At 70.6% G+C, this 19,255-nt stretch carries 15 protein-coding genes and 1 tRNA gene; 9 read left to right on the top strand and 7 right to left on the bottom strand.

Annotated features, from left to right (window positions below; all coding sequences use genetic code 11):
- Nucleotides 1-432 precede the first annotated feature (432 nt).
- The 6 genes from ACZ7LK_RS04625 to ACZ7LK_RS04600 all read left to right on the top strand — a co-directional run bounded on the left by ACZ7LK_RS04625 (nt 433) and on the right by ACZ7LK_RS04600 (nt 7,013).
- Nucleotides 433-612, top strand: coding sequence for a hypothetical protein (locus ACZ7LK_RS04625; protein ID WP_392276252.1), 180 nt, complete (start codon nt 433-435; stop codon nt 610-612).
- A 434-nt stretch (nt 613-1,046) separates the two neighbouring features.
- Nucleotides 1,047-2,279 (top strand): branched-chain amino acid ABC transporter substrate-binding protein, encoded by a 1,233-nt coding sequence (locus tag ACZ7LK_RS04620; protein WP_392276251.1) that lies wholly within the window; start codon nt 1,047-1,049, stop codon nt 2,277-2,279.
- Nucleotides 2,280-2,373: 94 nt separating this feature from the next.
- Nucleotides 2,374-3,303, top strand: coding sequence for a branched-chain amino acid ABC transporter permease (locus ACZ7LK_RS04615; protein WP_336318498.1), 930 nt, complete (start codon nt 2,374-2,376; stop codon nt 3,301-3,303).
- A gap of 7 nt (nt 3,304-3,310) precedes the next feature.
- On the top strand, nt 3,311-5,137 hold the full coding sequence (locus ACZ7LK_RS04610) for a branched-chain amino acid ABC transporter permease (RefSeq protein ID WP_469464754.1): 1,827 nt from the start codon (nt 3,311-3,313) through the stop codon (nt 5,135-5,137).
- A 2-nt stretch (nt 5,138-5,139) separates the two neighbouring features.
- The gene (locus ACZ7LK_RS04605) at nt 5,140-6,300 is read left to right on the top strand and encodes an ABC transporter ATP-binding protein (RefSeq protein ID WP_471138346.1); all 1,161 of its coding nucleotides are present in this window, start codon (nt 5,140-5,142) and stop codon (nt 6,298-6,300) included.
- Nucleotides 6,297-7,013: an ABC transporter ATP-binding protein gene (locus ACZ7LK_RS04600; protein ID WP_064073040.1), complete on the top strand. Its 717-nt coding sequence runs from the start codon at nt 6,297-6,299 to the stop codon at nt 7,011-7,013. The genes ACZ7LK_RS04605 and ACZ7LK_RS04600 overlap by 4 nt, the downstream gene beginning before the upstream one ends.
- A 75-nt stretch (nt 7,014-7,088) precedes the next feature.
- Here the strand turns inward: ACZ7LK_RS04600 and ACZ7LK_RS04595 are convergent, their stop codons facing one another.
- Complete coding sequence (locus ACZ7LK_RS04595) at nt 7,089-7,745, bottom strand: ANTAR domain-containing response regulator (RefSeq protein ID WP_392276248.1); 657 nt, start codon at nt 7,743-7,745, stop codon at nt 7,089-7,091.
- Nucleotides 7,746-7,845: 100 nt separating this feature from the next.
- Here ACZ7LK_RS04595 and ACZ7LK_RS04590 point away from each other — a divergent pair.
- Nucleotides 7,846-7,920: transfer RNA gene (locus ACZ7LK_RS04590), tRNA-Leu, on the top strand.
- A gap of 108 nt (nt 7,921-8,028) precedes the next feature.
- Nucleotides 8,029-8,802, top strand: coding sequence for a helix-turn-helix domain-containing protein (locus tag ACZ7LK_RS04585; protein ID WP_469464756.1), 774 nt, complete (start codon nt 8,029-8,031; stop codon nt 8,800-8,802).
- Between the two features lie 13 nt (nt 8,803-8,815).
- Here the strand turns inward: ACZ7LK_RS04585 and pyk are convergent, their stop codons facing one another.
- The gene (gene pyk / locus ACZ7LK_RS04580; RefSeq protein WP_392276246.1) at nt 8,816-10,246 is read right to left on the bottom strand and encodes a pyruvate kinase; all 1,431 of its coding nucleotides are present in this window, start codon (nt 10,244-10,246) and stop codon (nt 8,816-8,818) included.
- A 132-nt stretch (nt 10,247-10,378) separates the two neighbouring features.
- Nucleotides 10,379-11,092: an SIMPL domain-containing protein gene (locus tag ACZ7LK_RS04575; protein ID WP_471138342.1), complete on the bottom strand. Its 714-nt coding sequence runs from the start codon at nt 11,090-11,092 to the stop codon at nt 10,379-10,381.
- 145 nt (nt 11,093-11,237) lie between these two features.
- Here ACZ7LK_RS04575 and ACZ7LK_RS04570 point away from each other — a divergent pair, with 145 nt between their 5' ends.
- Entirely contained in the window at nt 11,238-13,025 is a 1,788-nt protein-coding gene (locus ACZ7LK_RS04570; protein ID WP_392276244.1) for a bifunctional metallophosphatase/5'-nucleotidase, read from the top strand.
- A gap of 169 nt (nt 13,026-13,194) precedes the next feature.
- On the opposite strand, the gene ACZ7LK_RS04565 is transcribed toward ACZ7LK_RS04570, so the two are convergent.
- The 4 genes from ACZ7LK_RS04565 to ACZ7LK_RS04550 all read right to left on the bottom strand — a co-directional run bounded on the left by ACZ7LK_RS04565 (nt 13,195) and on the right by ACZ7LK_RS04550 (nt 19,254).
- Nucleotides 13,195-14,622 carry a lysine N(6)-hydroxylase/L-ornithine N(5)-oxygenase family protein gene (locus ACZ7LK_RS04565; protein WP_392276243.1) on the bottom strand — a complete coding sequence of 476 codons (1,428 nt, stop codon included), beginning with the start codon at nt 14,620-14,622 and terminating at the stop codon, nt 13,195-13,197.
- On the bottom strand, nt 14,619-16,034 hold the full coding sequence (locus ACZ7LK_RS04560; protein ID WP_471138340.1) for a pyridoxal phosphate-dependent decarboxylase family protein: 1,416 nt from the start codon (nt 16,032-16,034) through the stop codon (nt 14,619-14,621). Before ACZ7LK_RS04560 ends, ACZ7LK_RS04565 begins: the two co-directional genes overlap by 4 nt.
- A 321-nt stretch (nt 16,035-16,355) precedes the next feature.
- Nucleotides 16,356-18,866, bottom strand: a complete 2,511-nt coding sequence (gene pepN, locus ACZ7LK_RS04555) for an aminopeptidase N (protein ID WP_471138338.1) — start codon at nt 18,864-18,866, stop codon at nt 16,356-16,358.
- Nucleotides 18,867-18,936: 70 nt separating this feature from the next.
- A complete protein-coding gene (locus tag ACZ7LK_RS04550) occupies nt 18,937-19,254 on the bottom strand; it encodes a chorismate mutase (protein ID WP_471138336.1) in 318 nt (105 codons plus the stop codon).
- Nucleotide 19,255 lies beyond the last annotated feature (1 nt).

The raw sequence follows: 19,255 nt of genomic DNA, 5'->3' as shown, positions 1-19,255 counted from the left end.
GGAGACGCCACCGCGGCCGGCCCGAGCAATCCGGCCGATCGCGACAAACCGACCGCCACCGGCATCAGGGACCCACGCGGCGGCCACCGGAACCGCACACATACTCCACGCTCCACCCACCCCTCCCACCGGAACCGCCCAACCCCCCGATGCTCACGCACAGTTGACCTTTCCCGCCCCTGGCCGGAGGCCCGGCCGAGCCGTACCGTCTTCCCCATGACGCCCGGTGCACCACGCCGCGACCGACGCCACGCACGGCCGCTCACGCTGCTCTTGTGCGCCGTCCTGCTCGCCGGCTGCGCCTCGGGGCCGCGAACCGACGCCCGCCCCAACTCGCCCGCGCCGTCCACCACTTCACCTATCGGACTCTGTGTCTCCCTCATCGGACACTGGGCACGTGAAGAGCTGGCCGGGCGCGCGAAGGGGGACTTCATGCAGAAGGGTCTCTCCGGCGGTCAGAACGAGATCCTCAAGGCGGTCGTCGCGGAGGCCCGCGAGGAGCTCGGACGCACCGGCGCGGCGGGCGCCGAGAGGGTCGTGCGCGAGGCGACGGAGCGGCGGTGCGAGGAGCGCTACCGGAGCGGCGGACCCACCGGCCACCCCTGGCAGTGACCCGGAGACCCCCGGGCCGTTCGTCACTCTGCGTAACATACGGCAGGGTGGATGATCATGCTTCGGGAGGGGCTCCGGGCGCCCCGGAGGGCGTGCCCACCCCCCTCGCGGAGCGTCGGCGACCGAGCCGCCCGTAAGCACCAAGATCGACCCAAGCCCCTTAGCGGAACTGGGCGTTCTCGACATGTGAGAGGAACGCCGGATCATCGCCGACGCGTGTAGGCGCCACGCATACAAACGTTTGGCCACGGCATAACAAGAGAGTCACATCCTGCCGATGGCGCTCCCCGAGCCGCCCCGGCTGCGCCTAGAGTCACGGCCAGTCACCGCGCCGCCGGGCGCGTCAACTGCACGGCTGTACCACTCCATGTACGGCCCGGCGCTCGACACGGCTCCTCGACCCGAGGAGACCGCGCCAGGGAAAGGACCCCTTCGTGCGACAGCGTTCGTTGCTCATACTCACCGCAGTGCTCACGACCGGAGCACTGTCCCTCACCGCCTGTGGCTCGCGCGACGACAAGGGTGGGGACTCCGCCGGAGGTGGCGGCACCACCGTCGTCATCGGCGTGGACGCGCCGCTGACCGGCGACCTCTCCGCCCTGGGCCTCGGTATCAAGAACTCGGTGGACCTCGCCGCCAAGCAGGCCAACGAGAAGAAGTACGTCGACGGCGTCACCTTCAAGATCGAGGCGCTCGACGACCAGGCACAGCCCTCCTCGGGCCAGCAGAACGCCACCAAGCTGGTCGCCGACAAGAACGTCCTCGGCGTGGTCGGCCCGCTGAACTCCTCCGTGGCCGAGTCCATGCAGAAGGTCTTCGACGACGCCAAGCTCGTCCAGGTCTCCCCCGCCAACACCAACCCGGCCCTCACCCAGGGCCAGGACTGGAACGGCGGCACGAAGAAGCGGCCCTACGCCTCCTACTTCCGCACCGCGACCACGGACGCCATCCAGGGCCCCTTCGCGGCGCAGTACCTCTTCAAGGACGCCAAGAAGAAGAAGGTCTTCCTGGTCGACGACAAGAAGACCTACGGCGCCGGTCTGGCCGCCACCTTCAAGGCCGAGTTCACCAAGCTGGGCGGCACCGTCGCCGGCGAGGACCACGTCAACCCCGACACCAAGGACTTCTCCGCGGTCGTCACCAAGATCAAGAACTCCGGCGCCGACGTCGTCTACTACGGCGGCGAGTACCCGGCCGCCGGCCCGCTGAGCAAGCAGATCAAGGCCTCCGGCGCCAAGATCCCGCTCGTCGGCGGCGACGGCATCTACAGCGCCGAGTTCATCAAGCTGTCCGGCAAGGAGGGCGCGGGCGACCTCGCCACCTCCGTCGGCGCGCCGGTCGAGACCCTCCCCTCGGCCAAGGAGTTCGTCGACAACTACAAGAAGGCCGGCTACAAGGAGGCCTTCGAGGCCTACGGCGGCTACTCCTACGACTCCGCCTGGTCGATCATCGAGGCCGTCAAGAAGGTCGTCGACGACAACGGCGGCAAGCTGCCCTCCGACGCCCGCACCAAGGTCCTCGAGGCCATGAAGGGCGTCTCCTTCGAGGGTGTCACCGGCAAGGTCTCCTTCGACGAGTTCGGTGACGCGACCAACAAGCAGCTCACCGTCTACCGCTACGAGGGCGGCGCCTGGAAGCCCGTGAAGTCCGGCACCTACACCGGCTGATCACGACTCCGCATCACATCCCTGGCCGCGCGGGACGCTGCACAAAGCGCCCCGCGCGGTGTCACATCCGGCGAAAGACTTCGGAGGACCTGCGGTGAACGAACTGCCGCAACAGCTGGTCAACGGCCTGCTACTCGGATCGATGTACGGGCTGGTCGCCATTGGCTACACGATGGTCTACGGCATCGTCCAGCTCATCAACTTCGCCCACGGCGAGATCTTCATGACCGGTGGCTTCGGCGCACTCACGGTCTGGCTGATACTCCCCGGCGGCACCACCATGTGGCTCGCCCTGCCACTCATGATCATCGGCGCGATCATCGTCGCCGTCACCATCGCGGTCGGAACCGAACGATTCGCCTACCGGCCCCTCCGCGGGGGGCCACGCCTGGCCCCCCTCATCACCGCCATCGGCATCTCGCTGGCCCTCCAGCAGGCCGTGTGGGCCTGGTACCCCGGAGCCACCTCCTCCCTCACCTTCCCGGAGATACCCGGCGGCCCCTTCCACCTCGGCAGCATCACCATCCAGACCGGTGACGTCTTCCTCCTGACGGCCGCCCCCCTCTCCATGGCGGTCCTCGGCTACTTCGTCATGAAGACCCGGACCGGACGCGGCATGCAGGCCACCGCCCAGGACCCCGACACCGCCAAGCTCATGGGCATCAACACCGACCGCATCATCGTGGTCGCGTTCGCCCTCGGAGCCGCCTTCGCCGCCATCGGAGCCGTCGCCTACGGCCTCAAGTACGGCGAGGTCAACTTCCGCATGGGCTTCATCCTCGGCCTCAAGGCGTTCACCGCGGCCGTCCTCGGCGGCATCGGCAACATCTACGGCGCCATGATCGGTGGCCTCGCCCTCGGCCTCGCCGAGACCCTCGCCACCGCCTTCATCGCCGACATCCCCGGCATGCAGCAGCTCGGCGGCCAGTCCTGGGCCGACGTCTGGGCGTTCGTACTCCTCATCCTCGTGCTCCTCTTCCGGCCCCAGGGCCTCCTGGGCGAGCGCGTCGCGGACAGGGCGTGACACCACCATGACCACACAGACCACCACCGCGGACACCCCGCACACCACCACGACCGCCGAGCGCACCGGGCTCATCGCCCTGCCCCCGCACATCGCGCGGGCCACCGCCACCGCAGGCGGCGCGCTCACCGTCGTCTCCGCGTTCCTGGCCTGGACCTGGACCCCCGCCTTCCCCGGAGACCTCACGGTCTACGGCTACCCCGGCGGCCTCCAGTGGCTCGTCCTCATCGGCGGCGCCCTGACCGCCCTCTTCGGACTCGCCTCCTACGGGATCAAGGGCACCCGCTGGCTCGTCCCCGCCGGCGCCGACTCGGCCATCAAGCTGGCCGCCCTGGCCGCCTTCGCCACCGCCTGGTACACGGTCATCGCCATCAGCGTCCAGCTCGGCGGCCTGATCAACCTCGAACCCGGCGGCTTCGTCGCGGCCCTCGCCACGCTCGCCGCCCTCGTCGGCGCCCTGGCCCTCCCCTTCGACCGGCCGCAGCTACTGCCCGCCGACCCGGAGGACACCGGCTGGGACCAGTTCAAGCACCGCGCCGGCAACCAGTGGGCCACCATCAAGGCCGCCCTCGCCACCGGGCCGGTCACCCCGGCCCGCAAGCTCCCCGGCTACGTCGAGATCCTGATCATCACCGCCGTACTCGCCCTCGGCCTCACCGTCTTCACCTACGGCATCGGCACCGAGTACGACGAACTCTTCCTCGGCTTCCTGATCACCGCCGCCTTCGGCTTCGCCGCCCTCAACAAGGCCGGCCTGATCGCCCGCGTCTCCGCGCTCACCGCACGGCACCGCAACGTGGCCATGATCGGCGCCTTCGTCGCCGCCGCGGCCTTCCCCTTCACCCAGAGCGACGACCAGTACGCCACCATCGGCGTCAACATCCTCATCTTCGCCACCGTCGCCCTCGGCCTGAACATCGTCGTCGGCCTCGCCGGCCTCCTCGACCTCGGTTACGTCGCCTTCCTCGGCGTCGGCGCCTACGCCGCGGCCATGGTCTCCGGCTCCCCCTCCTCGCCCTACGACGTGCACCTCCCCTTCTGGGCGGCCATCCTCGTCGGCGCGACGGTCTCCATGATCTTCGGCGTCCTCATCGGCGCCCCGACGCTCCGGCTGCGCGGCGACTACCTCGCCATCGTCACCCTCGGCTTCGGTGAGATCTTCCGCATCACCGTCCTCAACCTCGACGGCACCTCCGGCCCCGACGTCACCAACGGCTCCAACGGCATCTCCTCGATCCCGAACCTCAACATGTTCGGCTTCGACTTCGGTGCCGTGCACAGCATCGGCGGCTTCACCATCGGCCGGTTCGCGAACTACTTCTTCCTCATGCTGCTGGTCACGCTGATCGTGGTCGTGGTCTTCCGCCGCAGCTCCGAATCGCGCATCGGCCGCGCCTGGATCGCCATCCGCGAGGACGAGACCGCCGCGCTCGCCATGGGCATCAACGGCTTCCGCGTCAAGCTCGTCGCCTTCGCCCTCGGCGCCACCCTGGCCGGCCTCGCCGGCGCCGTCCAGGCCCACGTCACCTACACCGTCACCCCCGAGCAGTACCAGTTCGCCCACGTGGTCCCGCCCAACTCGGCCTTCCTGCTGGCCGCCGTCGTCCTCGGCGGCATGGGCACCATCAGCGGACCGCTCGTCGGCGGCGCGCTGCTCTTCCTCATCCCCAACAAGCTGCAGTTCCTCGGCGACTACCAGCTCTTCGCCTTCGGCGTCGCGCTCGTCCTGCTGATGCGCTTCCGCCCCGAGGGAATGATCCCCAACCGCCGCCGTCAGCTCGAATTCCACGAGAACGAGGAAGCGCCCGCCACCCTCACCAAGGCAGGTGCCTGAACATGACCACCACCACGACGGCCACCACGGCCAAGGCCCCGGCAGCCGGCGAGACCGTCCTCGACGCCCGCGGTGTCACCATGCGCTTCGGCGGCCTCACCGCCGTCCGCTCGGTCGACCTCACCGTCAAGAGCGGTGAGATCGTCGGCCTCATCGGCCCCAACGGTGCCGGCAAGACCACCTTCTTCAACTGCCTCACCGGCCTCTACATCCCCACCGAGGGAGAAGTCCGGTACAAGGGCCAGGTCCTGCCCCCGAAGTCCTTCAAGGTGACCGCGGCCGGCATCGCCCGGACGTTCCAGAACATCCGGCTCTTCAGCAACATGACCGTGCTGGAGAACGTCCTCGTCGGCCGTCACACCCGCACCAAGGAAGGCCTCTGGTCCGCCCTCCTCCGCGGCCCCGGCTTCCACAAGGCCGAAGCCGCCTCCCGCGCCCGCGCCACCGAACTCCTCGAGTTCGTCGGCCTCGGCGCCAAGGCCGACCACCTCGCACGCAACCTCCCCTACGGCGAGCAGCGCAAGCTCGAAATCGCCCGCGCACTCGCCAGCGAGCCCGGCCTGCTGCTCCTCGACGAGCCCACCGCCGGCATGAACCCGCAGGAGACCCGCGCCACCGAGGAACTGGTCTTCGCCATCCGGGACATGGGCATCGCCGTCCTCGTCATCGAGCACGACATGCGGTTCATCATGAACCTCTGCGACCGCGTCGCCGTGCTCGTCCAGGGCGAGAAGCTCATCGAGGGCGACGGCCCCACCGTCCAGCGCGACGAGCGCGTCATCGCCGCCTACCTCGGCGAGCCCTTCGAGGGCGAACCCGGCGAAGCGGAGGCGGCCGAGGTCGCCGCCGCCGAGCAGGCCGCCGACGACGGGACGGACGCCGACGAGGACGCCGAACCGGCAGCCGAACCGGAAGCCGAGCCGGAAGCCGCTTCGGACGCCGACGCCGACGCCGCAGAGGCCGAGGCCGACGCCGAGACGGACGCCGACGAGGCCGACACCGAGACCGACGCCTCGGACACCGCCCCGGACGCCGACGCCCCGGACGCCACCGCCACCCCCGGCGACACCGACGGCGACGGCGACACCGACCGCACCACCGCCCCGACCACCGCCGCCGAAGCCTCGGGCGCCTCGGGTTCCGGCAAGGAGAACGACTCATGACCGCCCTGCTCGAAGTCGAGGACCTGCGCGTCGCCTACGGCAAGATCGAAGCCGTCAAGGGCATCTCCTTCACCGTCGACGCAGGCGAAGTCGTCACCCTCATCGGCACCAACGGCGCCGGCAAGACCACCACCCTGCGCACCCTCTCCGGGCTGCTCAAGCCAGTCGGTGGCCAGGTCAAGTTCGACGGCAAGCCGCTGCGGAAGTACCCCGCCCACAAGATCGTCTCCTTCGGGCTGGCCCACTCCCCCGAGGGGCGGCACATCTTCCCCCGCATGACGATCGAGGACAACCTCCGCCTCGGCGCCTTCCTCCGCAGCGACCGGACGGGCATCGAGAAGGACATCCAGCGCGCCTACGACCTCTTCCCCATCCTCGGGGAACGCCGCAAGCAGGCCGCCGGCACCCTCTCGGGCGGTGAGCAGCAGATGCTCGCCATGGGACGCGCCCTGATGTCCCAGCCCAAGCTGCTCATGCTCGACGAGCCCTCCATGGGCCTCTCCCCGATCATGATGCAGAAGATCATGGCCACCATCGCCGAGCTCAAGGCCCAGGGCACCACCATCCTGCTCGTCGAGCAGAACGCCCAGGCCGCGCTCTCGCTCGCCGACCAGGCCCACGTGATGGAGATCGGCAAGATCGTCCTCTCCGGCTCCGGACGGGACCTCCTGCACGACGAGTCCGTCCGCAAGGCCTACCTCGGCGAGGACTGACCGGACCGACGGACGCACACGAAGAGGGCCCACCCGGTGACGGGTGGGCCCTCCTCGTGCATACGCGTCTATGCGCTACTGCCCCTTCGCGGCCTTCTTCTCCTCGGCGTCCTCGATGACCGCCTCCGCCACCTGCTGCATCGACATCCGCCGGTCCATCGACGTCTTCTGGATCCACCGGAACGCCGCCGGCTCCGACAGCCCGTACTGCGTCTGGAGGATGCTCTTCGCCCGGTCCACCAGCTTCCGCGTCTCCAGCCGCTGCGAGAGGTCCGCGACCTCCTTCTCCAGCGCCTTCAGCTCCGCGAACCGCGACACCGCCATCTCGATGGCCGGCACCACGTCGCTCTTGCTGAACGGCTTCACCAGATACGCCATGGCCCCGGCGTCCCGCGCCCGCTCGACCAGGTCCCGCTGCGAGAACGCGGTCAGCATCAGCACGGGCGCGATGGACTCGCCCGCGATCCTCTCGGCGGCCGAGATCCCGTCCAGGACGGGCATCTTCACGTCCAGGATCACCAGGTCGGGCCGGTGCTCCCGGGCCAGCTCGACGGCACGCTCACCGTCACCGGCCTCGCCGACCACCGAGTAGCCCTCTTCCTCGAGCATCTCTTTGAGGTCGAGGCGGATGAGGGCCTCGTCCTCGGCGATGACGACACGGGTCGTCATCGGCGGGACGTGCGACGTGTCGTCGTCGGTGGCGTCGGGCTGGGGCGACTCGGGGGCGGTCACTTTGGCTCCTCGTTCCAAGGCAGGTACAGCTCCCCATGAGCCTACCTAGCTGCGGTATGGTGGACGCGCAGCGGGTCCACGGAAACCTTGGATTCTGCGAGCCCCGGTAGCCCAATTGGCAGCAGGCAGTGGATTCAAAACCCACACAGTGTCGGTTCGAGTCCGACCCGGGGCACTTTTCCTGGGATTCCAAGGTCACGGCCTGTACGCGCGAGTTCACTTGATCGTGGTACGCGACCTCGTTCCCCTGCGGCAAAGTCGACGCCGAGGCACTCTCGCCCGTGTGTACGACATCCAGTCACGCGAACGCGCCTTGGCGCTCGTCGCCCAAGGGCGCAGCCTCAACTCCGTCAGCAGGCAGACCGGCATATCCCGGGCGGCCATCCGGTCCTGGCTGACGCGAATGGAACCCCTCGTGAAGAACGGCGGGCCGTGTCCCCGGTGCCGGAGTGTTCCCGGCGCGCCGGAAGACCCGGCGGCCTACGCCTATCTGCTCGGTCTGTACCTCGGTGACGGTTGCATCAGCGAGCACCGCAGAGGCGTCCACTGCCTCCGTATCGCATGCGCCGACGCCTGGCCGGGGCTCATCGAGGCCTGCGAGCAGGCGATGCGCGCCGTACGCCCGGACAACAGCGTCTTCCGCGTGCAGCAGCAGGGCTGCGTCTCCGTCGCGTGCACCAGCAAGCACTGGCCGTGCCTCTTCCCCCAGCACGGCCCCGGCAAGAAGCACGAGCGCCGCATCGTCCTCGAAGAGTGGCAGCAGGAGATCGTCGACGAGCACCCCTGGGAGTTCGTCCGGGGGCTCATCCATTCCGACGGGTGCCGGATCGCCAACTGGACCACCCGCCTCGTGGGCGGGGAGCGGAAGCGGTACGAGTATCCGCGGTACTTCTTCACCAACGTGTCGGACGACATCCGGCGGCTGTACACCGACACCCTGGACATGCTCGGGGTCCGGTGGACGCTCTGCGCGCGGGGCGGGGACCCGTACAACGTCTCGGTCGCCCGACGCGCGTCCGTGGGGTTGATGGACGCGCACGTCGGGCCGAAGTACTGAGGGGGTTACGCGGTCACGCCAGGGGTTCGCCGATGTGGTGGACGCGCACGAGGTTGGTGGAGCCGGAGACGCCCGGCGGGGAGCCGGCGGTGATGATCACGACGTCGCCCTTGCGGCAGCGGCCGATCTCCAGGAGGTGTTCGTCCACCTGGGCGACCATGGCGTCCGTGGACTCGACATGCGGCCCGAGGAAGGTCTCGACGCCCCAGGTGAGGTTGAGCTGGGAGCGGGTGGCCGGGTCGGGGGTGAAGGCCAGGAGCGGGATCGGGGAGCGGTAGCGGGAGAGGCGGCGGACGGTGTCGCCGGACTGGGTGAAGGCGACGAGGTACTTGGCGCCGAGGAAGTCGCCCATTTCGGCGGCGGCGCGGGCGACGGCGCCGCCCTGGGTGCGGGGCTTGTTGCGTTCGGTGAGGGGTGGCAGGCCCTTGGCGAGGACGTCCTCCTCGGCCGCTTCGACGATGCGGCTCATGGTGCGCACGGTCTCCACGGGGTAGCGGCCGACGCTGGTCTCGCCGGAGAGCATGACGGCGTCGGTGCCGTCGATGACGGCGTTGGCGACGTCGCTGGCCTCGGCGCGGGTGGGGCGGGAGTTGTCGATCATCGAGTCGAGCATCTGGGTGGCGACGATGACCGGCTTGGCGTTGCGCTTGGCGAGTTTGATGGCCCGCTTCTGGACGATGGGGACCTGTTCGAGGGGCATTTCGACGCCGAGGTCGCCGCGGGCGACCATGATGCCGTCGAAGGCGGCGACGATGTCGTCGATGTTGTCGACGGCCTGCGGCTTCTCGATCTTGGCGATGACGGGTACGCGGCGGCCTTCCTCGTCCATGACGCGGTGGACGTCCTCGATGTCGCGTCCGCTGCGTACGAAGGAGAGGGCGATGATGTCGGCGCCGGTGCGCAGTGCCCAGCGGAGGTCTTCGACGTCCTTGTCGGAGAGGGCGGGGACGGAGACGGCGACGCCGGGGAGGTTGAGGCCCTTGTTGTCGGAGACCATGCCGCCCTCGACGACGGTGGTGTGGACGCGGGGGCCGTCGACCGAGGTGACTTCGAGGGTGACGCGGCCGTCGTCGACGAGGATGCGTTCGCCGGGGGTGACGTCGGCGGCGAGGCCTGCGTAGGTGGTGCCGCAGGTGTGGCGGTCGCCCTGGACGCCGGGTTCGACGGTGATGGTGAAGTGGTCGCCGCGTTCAAGGAGTACGGGGCCTTCGCGGAAGCGTCCGAGGCGGATCTTCGGGCCTTGAAGGTCGGCGAGGATGCCGACGCTGCGGCCGGTTTCGTCGGAGGCTTTGCGTACGTGCTGGTAGCGCTCCTCGTGGTCGGCGTAGCCGCCGTGGCTGAGGTTGAAGCGGGCGACGTCCATTCCGGCTTCGACCAGGGTCTTGATCTGGTCGTATGTGTCGGTGGCTGGGCCCAGGGTGCAGACGATTTTGGCTCGGCGCATGGGTCGACCCTACGGCTTACCGGTCGGTAGGGATTTGGTCCTGCGTGACTACTCAACGACCTTTCGATGAAGCCCTCTTGACAAGTGTTGAATGTGTGCGGGGCGCTGCTCCGATGAGCGGCGCCGGGGGTGTCAGAGCTGGGGCGGGTGCATGGTGAAGCGGGCGTCGACCCGTGCCGTGACGGTCTGGCGCTGGGGTTCGAGGTCGAGGGGCGGGGCGTCCTGTTCGGGGGCGGCGGTGCCGGCGAAGGAGCGGACGGCTCCGCGGGGGGCGGGCGGGAAGAAGGGGGTGGTGTCGTCGGTGCCGATGTCGGCGAGTTCGACGAGGGCGGCGAGGTGGGTGCCGAGGGCGTCGGCGTATTCGCGGGCGCGCTGGACGGCTTCGCGGACGGCTTGGCGGCGGGCCAGGGTGTGGGCGGGTGAGTCGGGGCGCAGGGCCCACCAGGGGCCGTCGACCTGGGTGAGTTCGAGGTCGGCGAGGCGGGTGGTGAGTTCGCCGAGGGCGGTGAAGTCGGTGAGTTCGGCGGTGATGTGGACGGTGCCGTGGTAGGCGCGGACGCGTTCGGTGCGGCCGTGGCGGGTGAGTTGGGGGGTGATGGAGAACGTTCCGGTCTGGAGGTTCTCGACGGTGTCGCCGTAGGTCTTGATGAGGTCCAGGACGGTGGTGTTGCGGCGGGTGAGGTCGTCGAGGGCGGTGCGGCGGTCGGTGCCCCGGGCGGTGACGGTGATGCCGATGCGGGCGATCTCGGGGTCGACTTCGAGGTGGGCTTCGCCGCGGACGGCGACACGGGGGGTTCGGGGGGTGCCGTAGGGGAGGTCGGCGGGCTGGTCGGTGGTCGGGGTCATCGCCGGTCGGCTCCTTCGCTCGGGGGTTCCACTCTTCCGTAGCCGGTCATCGGATCGAAACCTGTGGGGGGTGTTGCGGGGGGCGGGTCTGCGCCAGAATCTACGCGCGTCATGCGCGCGTCATGCACAGAACGAAGGAGATCACATGCCGCTGAATCGTAGGACTTTCCTGGGCACTTCGGCCGTGGCGGGTGCCGGTGCGGCGATCACCGGGGCGGTGGGGGCGGCACCGGCGGCGGCGGCGCCCCGGGCGAAGCGGTACTCCTTCACGGTCATGGGGACGACGGACCTGCACGGCAACGTCTTCAACTGGGACTACTTCACGGACAAGGAGTTCGACGACAAGGCGCACAACGACGTCGGCCTGGCGAAGATCTCGACGCTGGTGGAGCGGGTCCGGAAGGAGAAGGGACGCCGGAACACGCTGCTGATCGACGCGGGTGACACGATCCAGGGCACGCAGCTCTCGTACTACTACGCCAAGGTCGACCCGATCACGGCCCGGCGCGGCCCGGTGCACCCGATGGCGCAGGCGATGAACGCGATCGGGTACGACGCGGCGGCGCTCGGGAACCACGAGTTCAACTACGGCATACCGGTGCTGCGGAAGTTCCAGGAGCAGTGCGACTTCCCGCTGCTGGGTGCGAACGCGCTGGACGCGAAGACGTTGCGGCCGGCGTTCCCGGCGTACAGCATGCACCGGCTGCGCACGCCGTGCGGGCGGGATGTGCGGGTGGCGGTGCTGGGGCTGACGAACCCGGGGATCGCGATCTGGGACAAGGCCAATGTGAGCGGGAAGATGGTGTTCCCGGGGCTGGAGGAGCAGGCGGCGAAGTGGGTGCCGAAGCTCCGGTCGATGGGCGCGGACGTGGTGGTCGTGTCGGCGCATTCGGGGTCGAGCGGGACGTCGTCGTACGGGGACCAGCTCCCGTACGTCGAGAACGCGGCGGCGCTGGTGGCGGAGCAGGTGCCGGGGATCGACGCGATCCTGGTGGGTCACGCGCACACGGAGATCCCCGAGTACCGGGTGACCAACAAGGAGACCGGCAAGGACGTCGTGCTGTCCGAGCCGCTGAAGTGGGGGCAGCGGCTGACGCTGTTCGACTTCGACCTGGTGTGGTCGAAGGGGCGCTGGACGGTGGAGCGGGTCGGCGCGCAGGTGCTGAACTCGAACACGGTCGAGGAGGACCCGGAGATCGTCAAGCTGCTGGGCGACGAGCACGAGAAGGTGGTGGCGTACGTCAACCAGGTGATCGGTACGTCGACGGCGGCGATGTCCACGGCGGACGCGCCGTGGAAGGACGAGCCGATCATCGATCTGATCAACCATGTGCAGGCGGAGACGGTGCGGGGGGCGCTGGCGGGTGGCGAGTACGCGTCGCTGCCGGTGCTGTCGCAGGCGTCGTGCTTCTCCCGTACGGCGCGGATCCCGGCCGGGGAGGTGACGATCAAGGACGCGGCGGGGTTGTACCCGTTCGAGAACACGCTGGAGGCGCGGCTGCTGACGGGGGCGCAGCTCAAGGACTACCTGGAGTTCTCGGCGCGGTACTACGTGCAGACACCGGCGGGCGCTCCGGTGGACACGGCGAAGCTGACGAACGCGGGCGGGACGCCGGATTACAACTATGACGCGGTGTACGGGCTGTCGTACGAGATCGATGTGGCGAAGCCGGCGGGGTCGCGGATCGTGAACCTGTCGTTCGAGGGGAAGCCGCTGGATCCCGCGGCGCGGTTCGTGCTGGCGGTGAACAACTACCGGGCTTCGGGTGGTGGGGCGTTCCCGCATGTCGCGGGGGCGAAGCAGGTGTGGGCGAACTCGGAGGAGATCCGGAACACCATCATCCAGTGGGTGAAGGCGCAGGGGACGGTCGACCCGGGCCGGTTCGCGTCGGTGGACTGGAAGCTGACCCGGGACGGTGTGCCGGTGTTCTAGGGAGTGTCCGGAAAGTATCGGCGTCCGCCCGGGGGGCGGGGGCCGCGGTGTCCGGTGCGTGCGATCGCAAGGCGGAGGGGGGGTCATGGCGGAGTCATGGCGACCGACGACAACGCCGCGAGCGCGCGTGCAGGACACCGTGGGCCAGGCGAGACTTTGCGGACACGACCTAGGAGCGCAGGCCCTGGGGGGTCTGGCGGCTGTTGAGCGGAGGCGTCTGGCGGGGAATGCCGGGCGCCTCCTGGCGTTCGAGGCCGAAGGTGGTGAAGGCGGTGCGGCGCGGGAGGGGGTAGGGCTCCTTGCCGGTGAGGTGGTTGAGGATGGTGGCGCTGCGCCAGGCGGCGAGGCCGAGGTCGGGGGCGCCGACGCCGTGCGTGTGGGTCTCGGCGTTCTGGACGTAGAGGGACCCGGTGACGGAGGGGTCGAGGACGAGCCGGTGGTGGGCGTCGACGCGGGGGCGGTCCTGGGAGTCGCGGCGCAGGTAGGGGTCGAGGGCGGCGAGGATGCGGCTGAGGGGGCGTTCGCGGTAGCCGGTGGCGAGGACGACGGCGTCGGTGGTGAGTCGGGAGCGGGTGCCCTGCTGGAGGTGTTCGAGGTGGAGTTCCACCTTGGTGGTGGCGAGGCGGCCGGCGGTGCGGACGCGGACGCCGGGGGTGAGGACGGCGTCGGGCCAGTCGCAGTGGAGGCTGCGGCGGTAGAGCTCGTCGTGGATGGCGGCGATGGTCTCGGCGTCGATGGCCTTGTGGAGTTGCCATTGGCGGGGGACGAGGTCGCCGCGTACCTGTTCGGGGAGGGCGTGGAAGTAGCGGGTGTAGTCCGGGGTGAAGTGTTCGAGGCCGAGTTTGGAGTACTCCATGGGGGCGAAGGCCTCGGTGCGGGTGAGCCAGTGGATCTTCTCGGCTCCGGTGGGGCGGGTGCGGAGGAGGTCGAGGAAGATCTCGGCGCCGGACTGGCCGGAGCCGATGACGGTGATGTGCTCGGCGGCGAGCAGTCGTTCGCGGTGGTGGAGGTAGTCGGCGGAGTGGATGACGGGGACGGAGGCCTGTTCGGCGAGGGGGCGCAGCGGGTCGGGGACGTACGGTTCGGTGCCGACGCCGAGGGCGATGTGGCGGGCGTGGGTGCGGCCGAGGGCGAGGGCTTCGCCGTCGGGGCCGAGCCGGGTGTGGTCGATCTCGTAGACGTCGCGTTCGGCGTTCCAGCGGACGGCGTCGACCTGGTGGGCGAAGTGGAGGCCGGGGAGGTTGTCGCTGACCCAGCGGCAGTAGGCGTCGTACTCGGTGCGGTGGGTGTGGAACCGCTCGGCGAAGTAGAACGGGTAGAGGCGGTCGCGGGTGCGGAGGTAGTTGAGGAAGGTCCAGGGGCTGGTGGGGTCGGCGAGGGTGACGAGGTCGGCGAGGAAGGGGACTTGGAGGGTGGTGCCTTCGATGAGCTGGCCGGGGTGCCAGTGGAAGGCGGGGCGCTGTTCGTAGAAGGCGGTGGCGAGGCCGCCGGGTACGCCGTGGGCGAGGGCGGCGAGGGAGAGGTTGAACGGGCCGATGCCGATGCCCACCAGGTCGTGGGGCTGGTCGTGGTCGTGCTGGGGTGTGCTGCCGGTCATCGGGTGGTGCTGCCTTCCACGAGTGCGAGGAGTGTGTCGAGGTCTTCGGGGGTGGTGTGGGGGTTGAGGAGGGTGGCTTTGAGCCAGAGGCGGCCGTCGGCGTGGGCGCGGCCGAGGACGGCGTGGCCGTGGGTGAGGAGGTCGCGGCGGGTGGTGGCGACGGCGTGGTCGGTCGCTCCGGTGGGGCGGAAGAGCACGGTGGTGAGGGTGGGGCGTTCGTAGAGGTCGAGGTGGGGGCTCTTGTCGACGATGTCGGCGAGGTGCTGGGCGGCGGTGTGGACGCGGTCGACGAGCCGGCCGAGGCCGGTGCGGCCGAGGGCGCGGAGGGTGACGGCGATCTTGAGGATGTCGGGGCGGCGGCTGGTGCGCGGGGAGCGGCCGAGGAGGTCGGGGAGGCCGGCGTCGGTGTCGTCTTCGGCGTTGAGGTAGGGGGCGGTGTGGCCGAGGGGGGCGAGGTGTGCGGTGTCGGGTACGGCGAGGAGGCCGGCGGCGACCGGTTGCCAGCCCAGTTTGTGCAGGTCGAGGGTGACGGTGCGGGCGCGGTCGAGGCCGGTGAGGAGGTGGCGGTGGCTCGTGCTGAACAGCAGGGGCCCGCCGTAGGCGGCGTCGATGTGGAGGGTGGCGCCGTGGGTGTCGCAGAGGTCGGCGATCTCGGGGAGGGGGTCGATGGCCCCGGTGTCGGTGGTACCGGCGGTGGCGGTGACGAGGAGGGGGCCGCGGAGGCCGGTGAGGACGGCGCCGAGGGCGGTGAGGTCGATGGTGCCGCCGGGGGCCGGGACGGTGACGGGTTCGGGGAGGCCGAGGAGCCAGGCGGCGCGGTGGACGGAGTGGTGGGCGTTGGCGCCGCAGACCGTTTGCAGGGTGGGGCCGTGGTGTTCGCGGGCGAGGAGGAGCGCGAGGTGGTTGGACTCGGTGCCGCCGGTGGTGACGAGGGCGTCGGGGGCGGGTCCGGCGGGGTGGGTCTGGGCGGCGAGGGTGCGGGTGACGAGTCGTTCGAGCGTGGCGGCGGCGGGGGCCTGGTCCCAGGAGTCGAGGGAGGGGTTGAGCGCGGAGGCGGCGAGGTCGGCGGCGGCCGCCAGGGCGAGGGGCGGGGTGTGGAGGTGGGCGGCGCAGAGCGGGTGGGCGGGGTCCGCGGCGCCGTGGGCGAGGGCGGTGACCAGGGTGCGGAGGGCTTCCTCGGCGCCGGTGCCGGTGGCGGGCAGAACGTCTCCGAGCAGGGTGCGGAGGTGGGCGGTGACGGCCTCCGGTCCGCCGGCGGGGAGCGGCCCGTCACGGGTGGCGGCGCCGTCCCGGAGGGCGTCGAGCACGGTGCGCAGGAGTGGCCGGAGCGCGTCGGCGCCACCGGGGCCTCCGGCGAGGGGTGGCGTGCCGCACGGGGTGCTCGACGGGGTGCTCCACGGACTGCTGCTCATGCTGCCAGCGTGACGCGGCCCGGTGGGACGTGGTTGCGCTGCGGGGCGATCTCAACCCGAAAGGGGGACACGGGGGTTGTGGACAGGCGGGACGTGCTATGAGCCACGGCCGGGTGTTTCCGGGGCCTCCGGTGCCCGCGGGTGGCCGCCCGGAGTGGGCGCCGGGGGCGGGCCGGGGCGGTTCCGGGGCGGGCCGGGGAGGTTCCGGGGCGGGCCGGGGAGGTTCCGGGGCGGGCCGGGGAGGTTCCGGGGCGGCGCGGGGCGGTTCCGGGGCGGGCGGGGTGGCCCCCCCGGGCCGGGTGGCCCGGGCGGGGGGCCGGGTCAGGCCTTGCGCACCGCGAGGGCGCGGCGGAGGTCGTCGATCTGGTCGACGAGCTTGCGGCGGAGCGCCGGGAGGAGGGCGTCGGACGCCAGGTGCTGTTCGGCGAGGCGGAGGTGCGCGGCGTCGACGGCGTGGGCGGGGAAGGCGTACCGGCCGGCCGCGTCGGCGATCGCGGGGCCCCGGCGGTCGGCGAGCGCGGTGGCGTCCGGGTAGAAGCGGGGCACGTACTCACGCACCAGGTCGGCCTGCTCCGGCTGCCAGAAGCCCTGGGCGGTCGCGGTGAACAGGTAGTTGGACAGGGTGTCGGAGGTGAACATCCGCTCCCAGGCGGCCGCCTTCGCCTCGGGGGTGGGCAGGGCGGCACGGCAGCGCGCGGCGCCCTCCTCGCCGGTGGCGCTGGCGTCGCGGTCGAGTTCGGCGGCGATGGCGGCCTCGTCGGTGGCGCCGAGGACGGCGAGCCGGCCCAGGATGCGCCAGCGCAGCTCGGGGTCGAGTTCGGGGCCGCCGGGGACGCCGCCCTCGTCGAGCCAGCCGTGGAGGGTGCCGTGCCGGTCGGTGGCGTCGATGTAGTGGCGTACGGCGGTGAGGCGCAGGCCCGGGTCCTTGCCGTCCTCGGTGCGGCGGATGAGGTCGCGGGTGAGGTCGGTGAGCAGGGCGAGCGCGCCGGGGCGGGCGTCGGCGGGGAGGTACCGGTCGGCGATGTGGGCGGCGGCGAAGCCGATGACGCCCTGGACGATCGCGAGGTCCTTCTCCTCCGGCAGGTGGGCGCGGGCGGTCTCCAGGTAGGCGAGGGGTTCGAGCTCGCCGTCGCGGACCATGTCGCGCAGGGAGTTCCACACGACGGCCCGGGTGAGGGGGTCGGGGATGCCGGAGAGGGCGCGCAGGGCGCATTCCCGGGAGTGCTCGTCGAGGCGGATCTTGGCGTAGGTGTGGTCGCCGTGGTTGAGGACGATCAGTGCCGGGCGGGGGCCGGGGAGGTTCGCCGGGGTGTCCTGGGGGACGTCGAGTTCCAGGCGGTCGCGGAGGACGAGGCGCCTGCCGTCGGCGAAGTCCCGGTCGTAGACGCCGGCGGCGACGCGGTGGGGGCGGCTGCCGGTGCGGGTGACCGTGAGGGTGCCGGCGCCCTGGTCGTACCGCGGGGTGAGGGTGTCGACGCCGGTGGTGCGCAGCCACTGCCCGGCCCATCCGCGGACGTCGCGCTCGGTCGCGGAGGCGAGGTTGTCGATGAAGTCGGCGAGGGTGGCGTTGCCGAACCGGTGCCGGGCGAAGTGGGCGTTGATGCCGGCGAGGAACTCCTTCTCCCCCATCCAGGCGACGAGCTGGCGCAGCGCGGAGGCGCCCTTGGCGTAGGAGATGCCGTCGAAGTTGAGCATCGCGGAGGCGGTGTCGGGGACGGCGTCGGGGTCCGGGGCGACGGGGTGGGTGGAGGGGCGCTGGTCGGCGTCGTACCCCCAGGCCTTGCGGGCGATCCCGAAGTCGATCCAGGTGTCGGGGTAGCGGCTGGTGGCCTCGTTGATGATCTGGTAGCCCATGTACTCGGCGAAGGACTCGTTCAGCCAGATGTCGTCCCACCACTTGAGGGTGACGAGGTCGCCGAACCACATGTGGGCCATCTCGTGGGCGATGACCATGGCGCGGGTCTGGCGTTCGGTGACGGTGACGGCGGAGCGGTAGACGAACTCGTCGCGGAAGGTGACGAGGCCGGGGTTCTCCATGGCGCCGGAGTTGAACTCGGGGACGAAGGCCTGGTCGTACGAGTCGAAGGGGTACGGCTCGTCGAACTTCTCGTGGTACCGGTCGAAGCACTGCCGGGTGACCTCGAGGATCTCGTCGGCGTCGGCGTCGAGGTGGGGGGCGAGGGAGCGGCGGCAGTGGATGCCGAAGGGCAGTCCGGCGTGCCGGGTGCGGACGGAGTGCCAGGGGCCGGCGGCGACGGCGACGAGGTAGGTGGAGATCGGCGGGGTGGGGGCGGCCTGCCAGCGGCCGTCGCCCTGGTGGGTGGTGATGCCGTTGGCGAGGACGGTCCAGCCGTGGGGGGCGGTGACGGCGACCTCGAAGACGGCCTTGAGGTCGGGCTGGTCGAAGGCGGCGAAGACGCGCTGGACGTCCTCCATGAACATCTGGGTGTAGACGTACGTCTCGCCGTCGCTGGGGTCGGTGAAGCGGTGCATGCCCTCGCCGGTGCGGGAGTAGCGCATGGCGGCGTCGACGCGGAGGGTGTGCTCGCCCTCGGTGAGGGTGAGGGGGAGCCGGTTGTCGGTGAGGCTCTCGGGGTCGAGGGGGTCGCCGTCGAGGGTGACGGAGCGGAGGGTGGCCGGCTTGAGCTCGACGAAGGTGGTCCCGGCGGTGCGGGCGGTGAAGTGGATGACGGTGGTGGAGTCGAAGGTCTCTTCCCCGCGCTCCGCCGCGGGGGTCCCCGCACCGGTGGTCAGGTCGAGGTCGACCGTGTACCGGTGGACGTCGAGGAGCTGGGCTCGGGTCTGCGCTTCGTCGCGCGTCAGTACGGGCATGGGGCCATGCTGCCCGATGGGGTGGGGGCGGGGCACGGGTGTTCATCTCAGGGCTGAGCGGAGGGCCTTCTCAGGCGGTCCGTGAGCCGCCCGCGATCGTCTCGTGGTGGCGGATGACCTCGGCGATGATGAAGTTCAGCAGCTTCTCGGCGAACGCCGGGTCGAGGTTGGCGCTCTCCGCGAGCTGCCGCAGCCGGGCGATCTGGCGGGCCTCGCGGGCGGGGTCGGCCGGGGGCAGGTGGTGGCGGGCCTTGAGGTGGCCGACCTGCTGGGTGCACTTGAAGCGCTCGGCCAGCATGTGGACGACCGCCGCGTCGATGTTGTCGATGCTTTCGCGCAGCCGGTTCAGCTCGGCGCGTACGGAGTCGTCGGTCTCGTTGGTGCTCATG

The sequence above is a fragment of the Streptomyces sp. NPDC039423 genome, from assembly GCF_055598725.1.
Note: the sequence above shows the minus strand (reverse complement) of the source record. Positions and strands in the feature narration are given on the sequence as shown.

What these genes read in the sequence shown, in the direction of transcription:
- ACZ7LK_RS04625 (WP_392276252.1), top strand. Translation starts at nt 433, where the DNA reads ATGCAGAAGGGTCTCTCCGGCGGTCAGAACGAGATCCTCAAGGCGGTC.
- ACZ7LK_RS04610 (WP_469464754.1), top strand. Translation starts at nt 3,311, where the DNA reads ATGACCACACAGACCACCACCGCGGACACCCCGCACACCACCACGACC.
- ACZ7LK_RS04605 (WP_471138346.1), top strand. Translation starts at nt 5,140, where the DNA reads ATGACCACCACCACGACGGCCACCACGGCCAAGGCCCCGGCAGCCGGC.
- ACZ7LK_RS04600 (WP_064073040.1), top strand. Translation starts at nt 6,297, where the DNA reads ATGACCGCCCTGCTCGAAGTCGAGGACCTGCGCGTCGCCTACGGCAAG.
- pyk (WP_392276246.1), bottom strand. Translation starts at nt 10,246, where the DNA reads ATGCGCCGAGCCAAAATCGTCTGCACCCTGGGCCCAGCCACCGACACA.
- ACZ7LK_RS04575 (WP_471138342.1), bottom strand. Translation starts at nt 11,092, where the DNA reads ATGACCCCGACCACCGACCAGCCCGCCGACCTCCCCTACGGCACCCCC.
- ACZ7LK_RS04570 (WP_392276244.1), top strand. Translation starts at nt 11,238, where the DNA reads ATGCCGCTGAATCGTAGGACTTTCCTGGGCACTTCGGCCGTGGCGGGT.
- ACZ7LK_RS04565 (WP_392276243.1), bottom strand. Translation starts at nt 14,622, where the DNA reads ATGACCGGCAGCACACCCCAGCACGACCACGACCAGCCCCACGACCTG.
- ACZ7LK_RS04560 (WP_471138340.1), bottom strand. Translation starts at nt 16,034, where the DNA reads ATGAGCAGCAGTCCGTGGAGCACCCCGTCGAGCACCCCGTGCGGCACG.
- pepN (WP_471138338.1), bottom strand. Translation starts at nt 18,866, where the DNA reads ATGCCCGTACTGACGCGCGACGAAGCGCAGACCCGAGCCCAGCTCCTC.
- ACZ7LK_RS04550 (WP_471138336.1), bottom strand. Translation starts at nt 19,254, where the DNA reads ATGAGCACCAACGAGACCGACGACTCCGTACGCGCCGAGCTGAACCGG.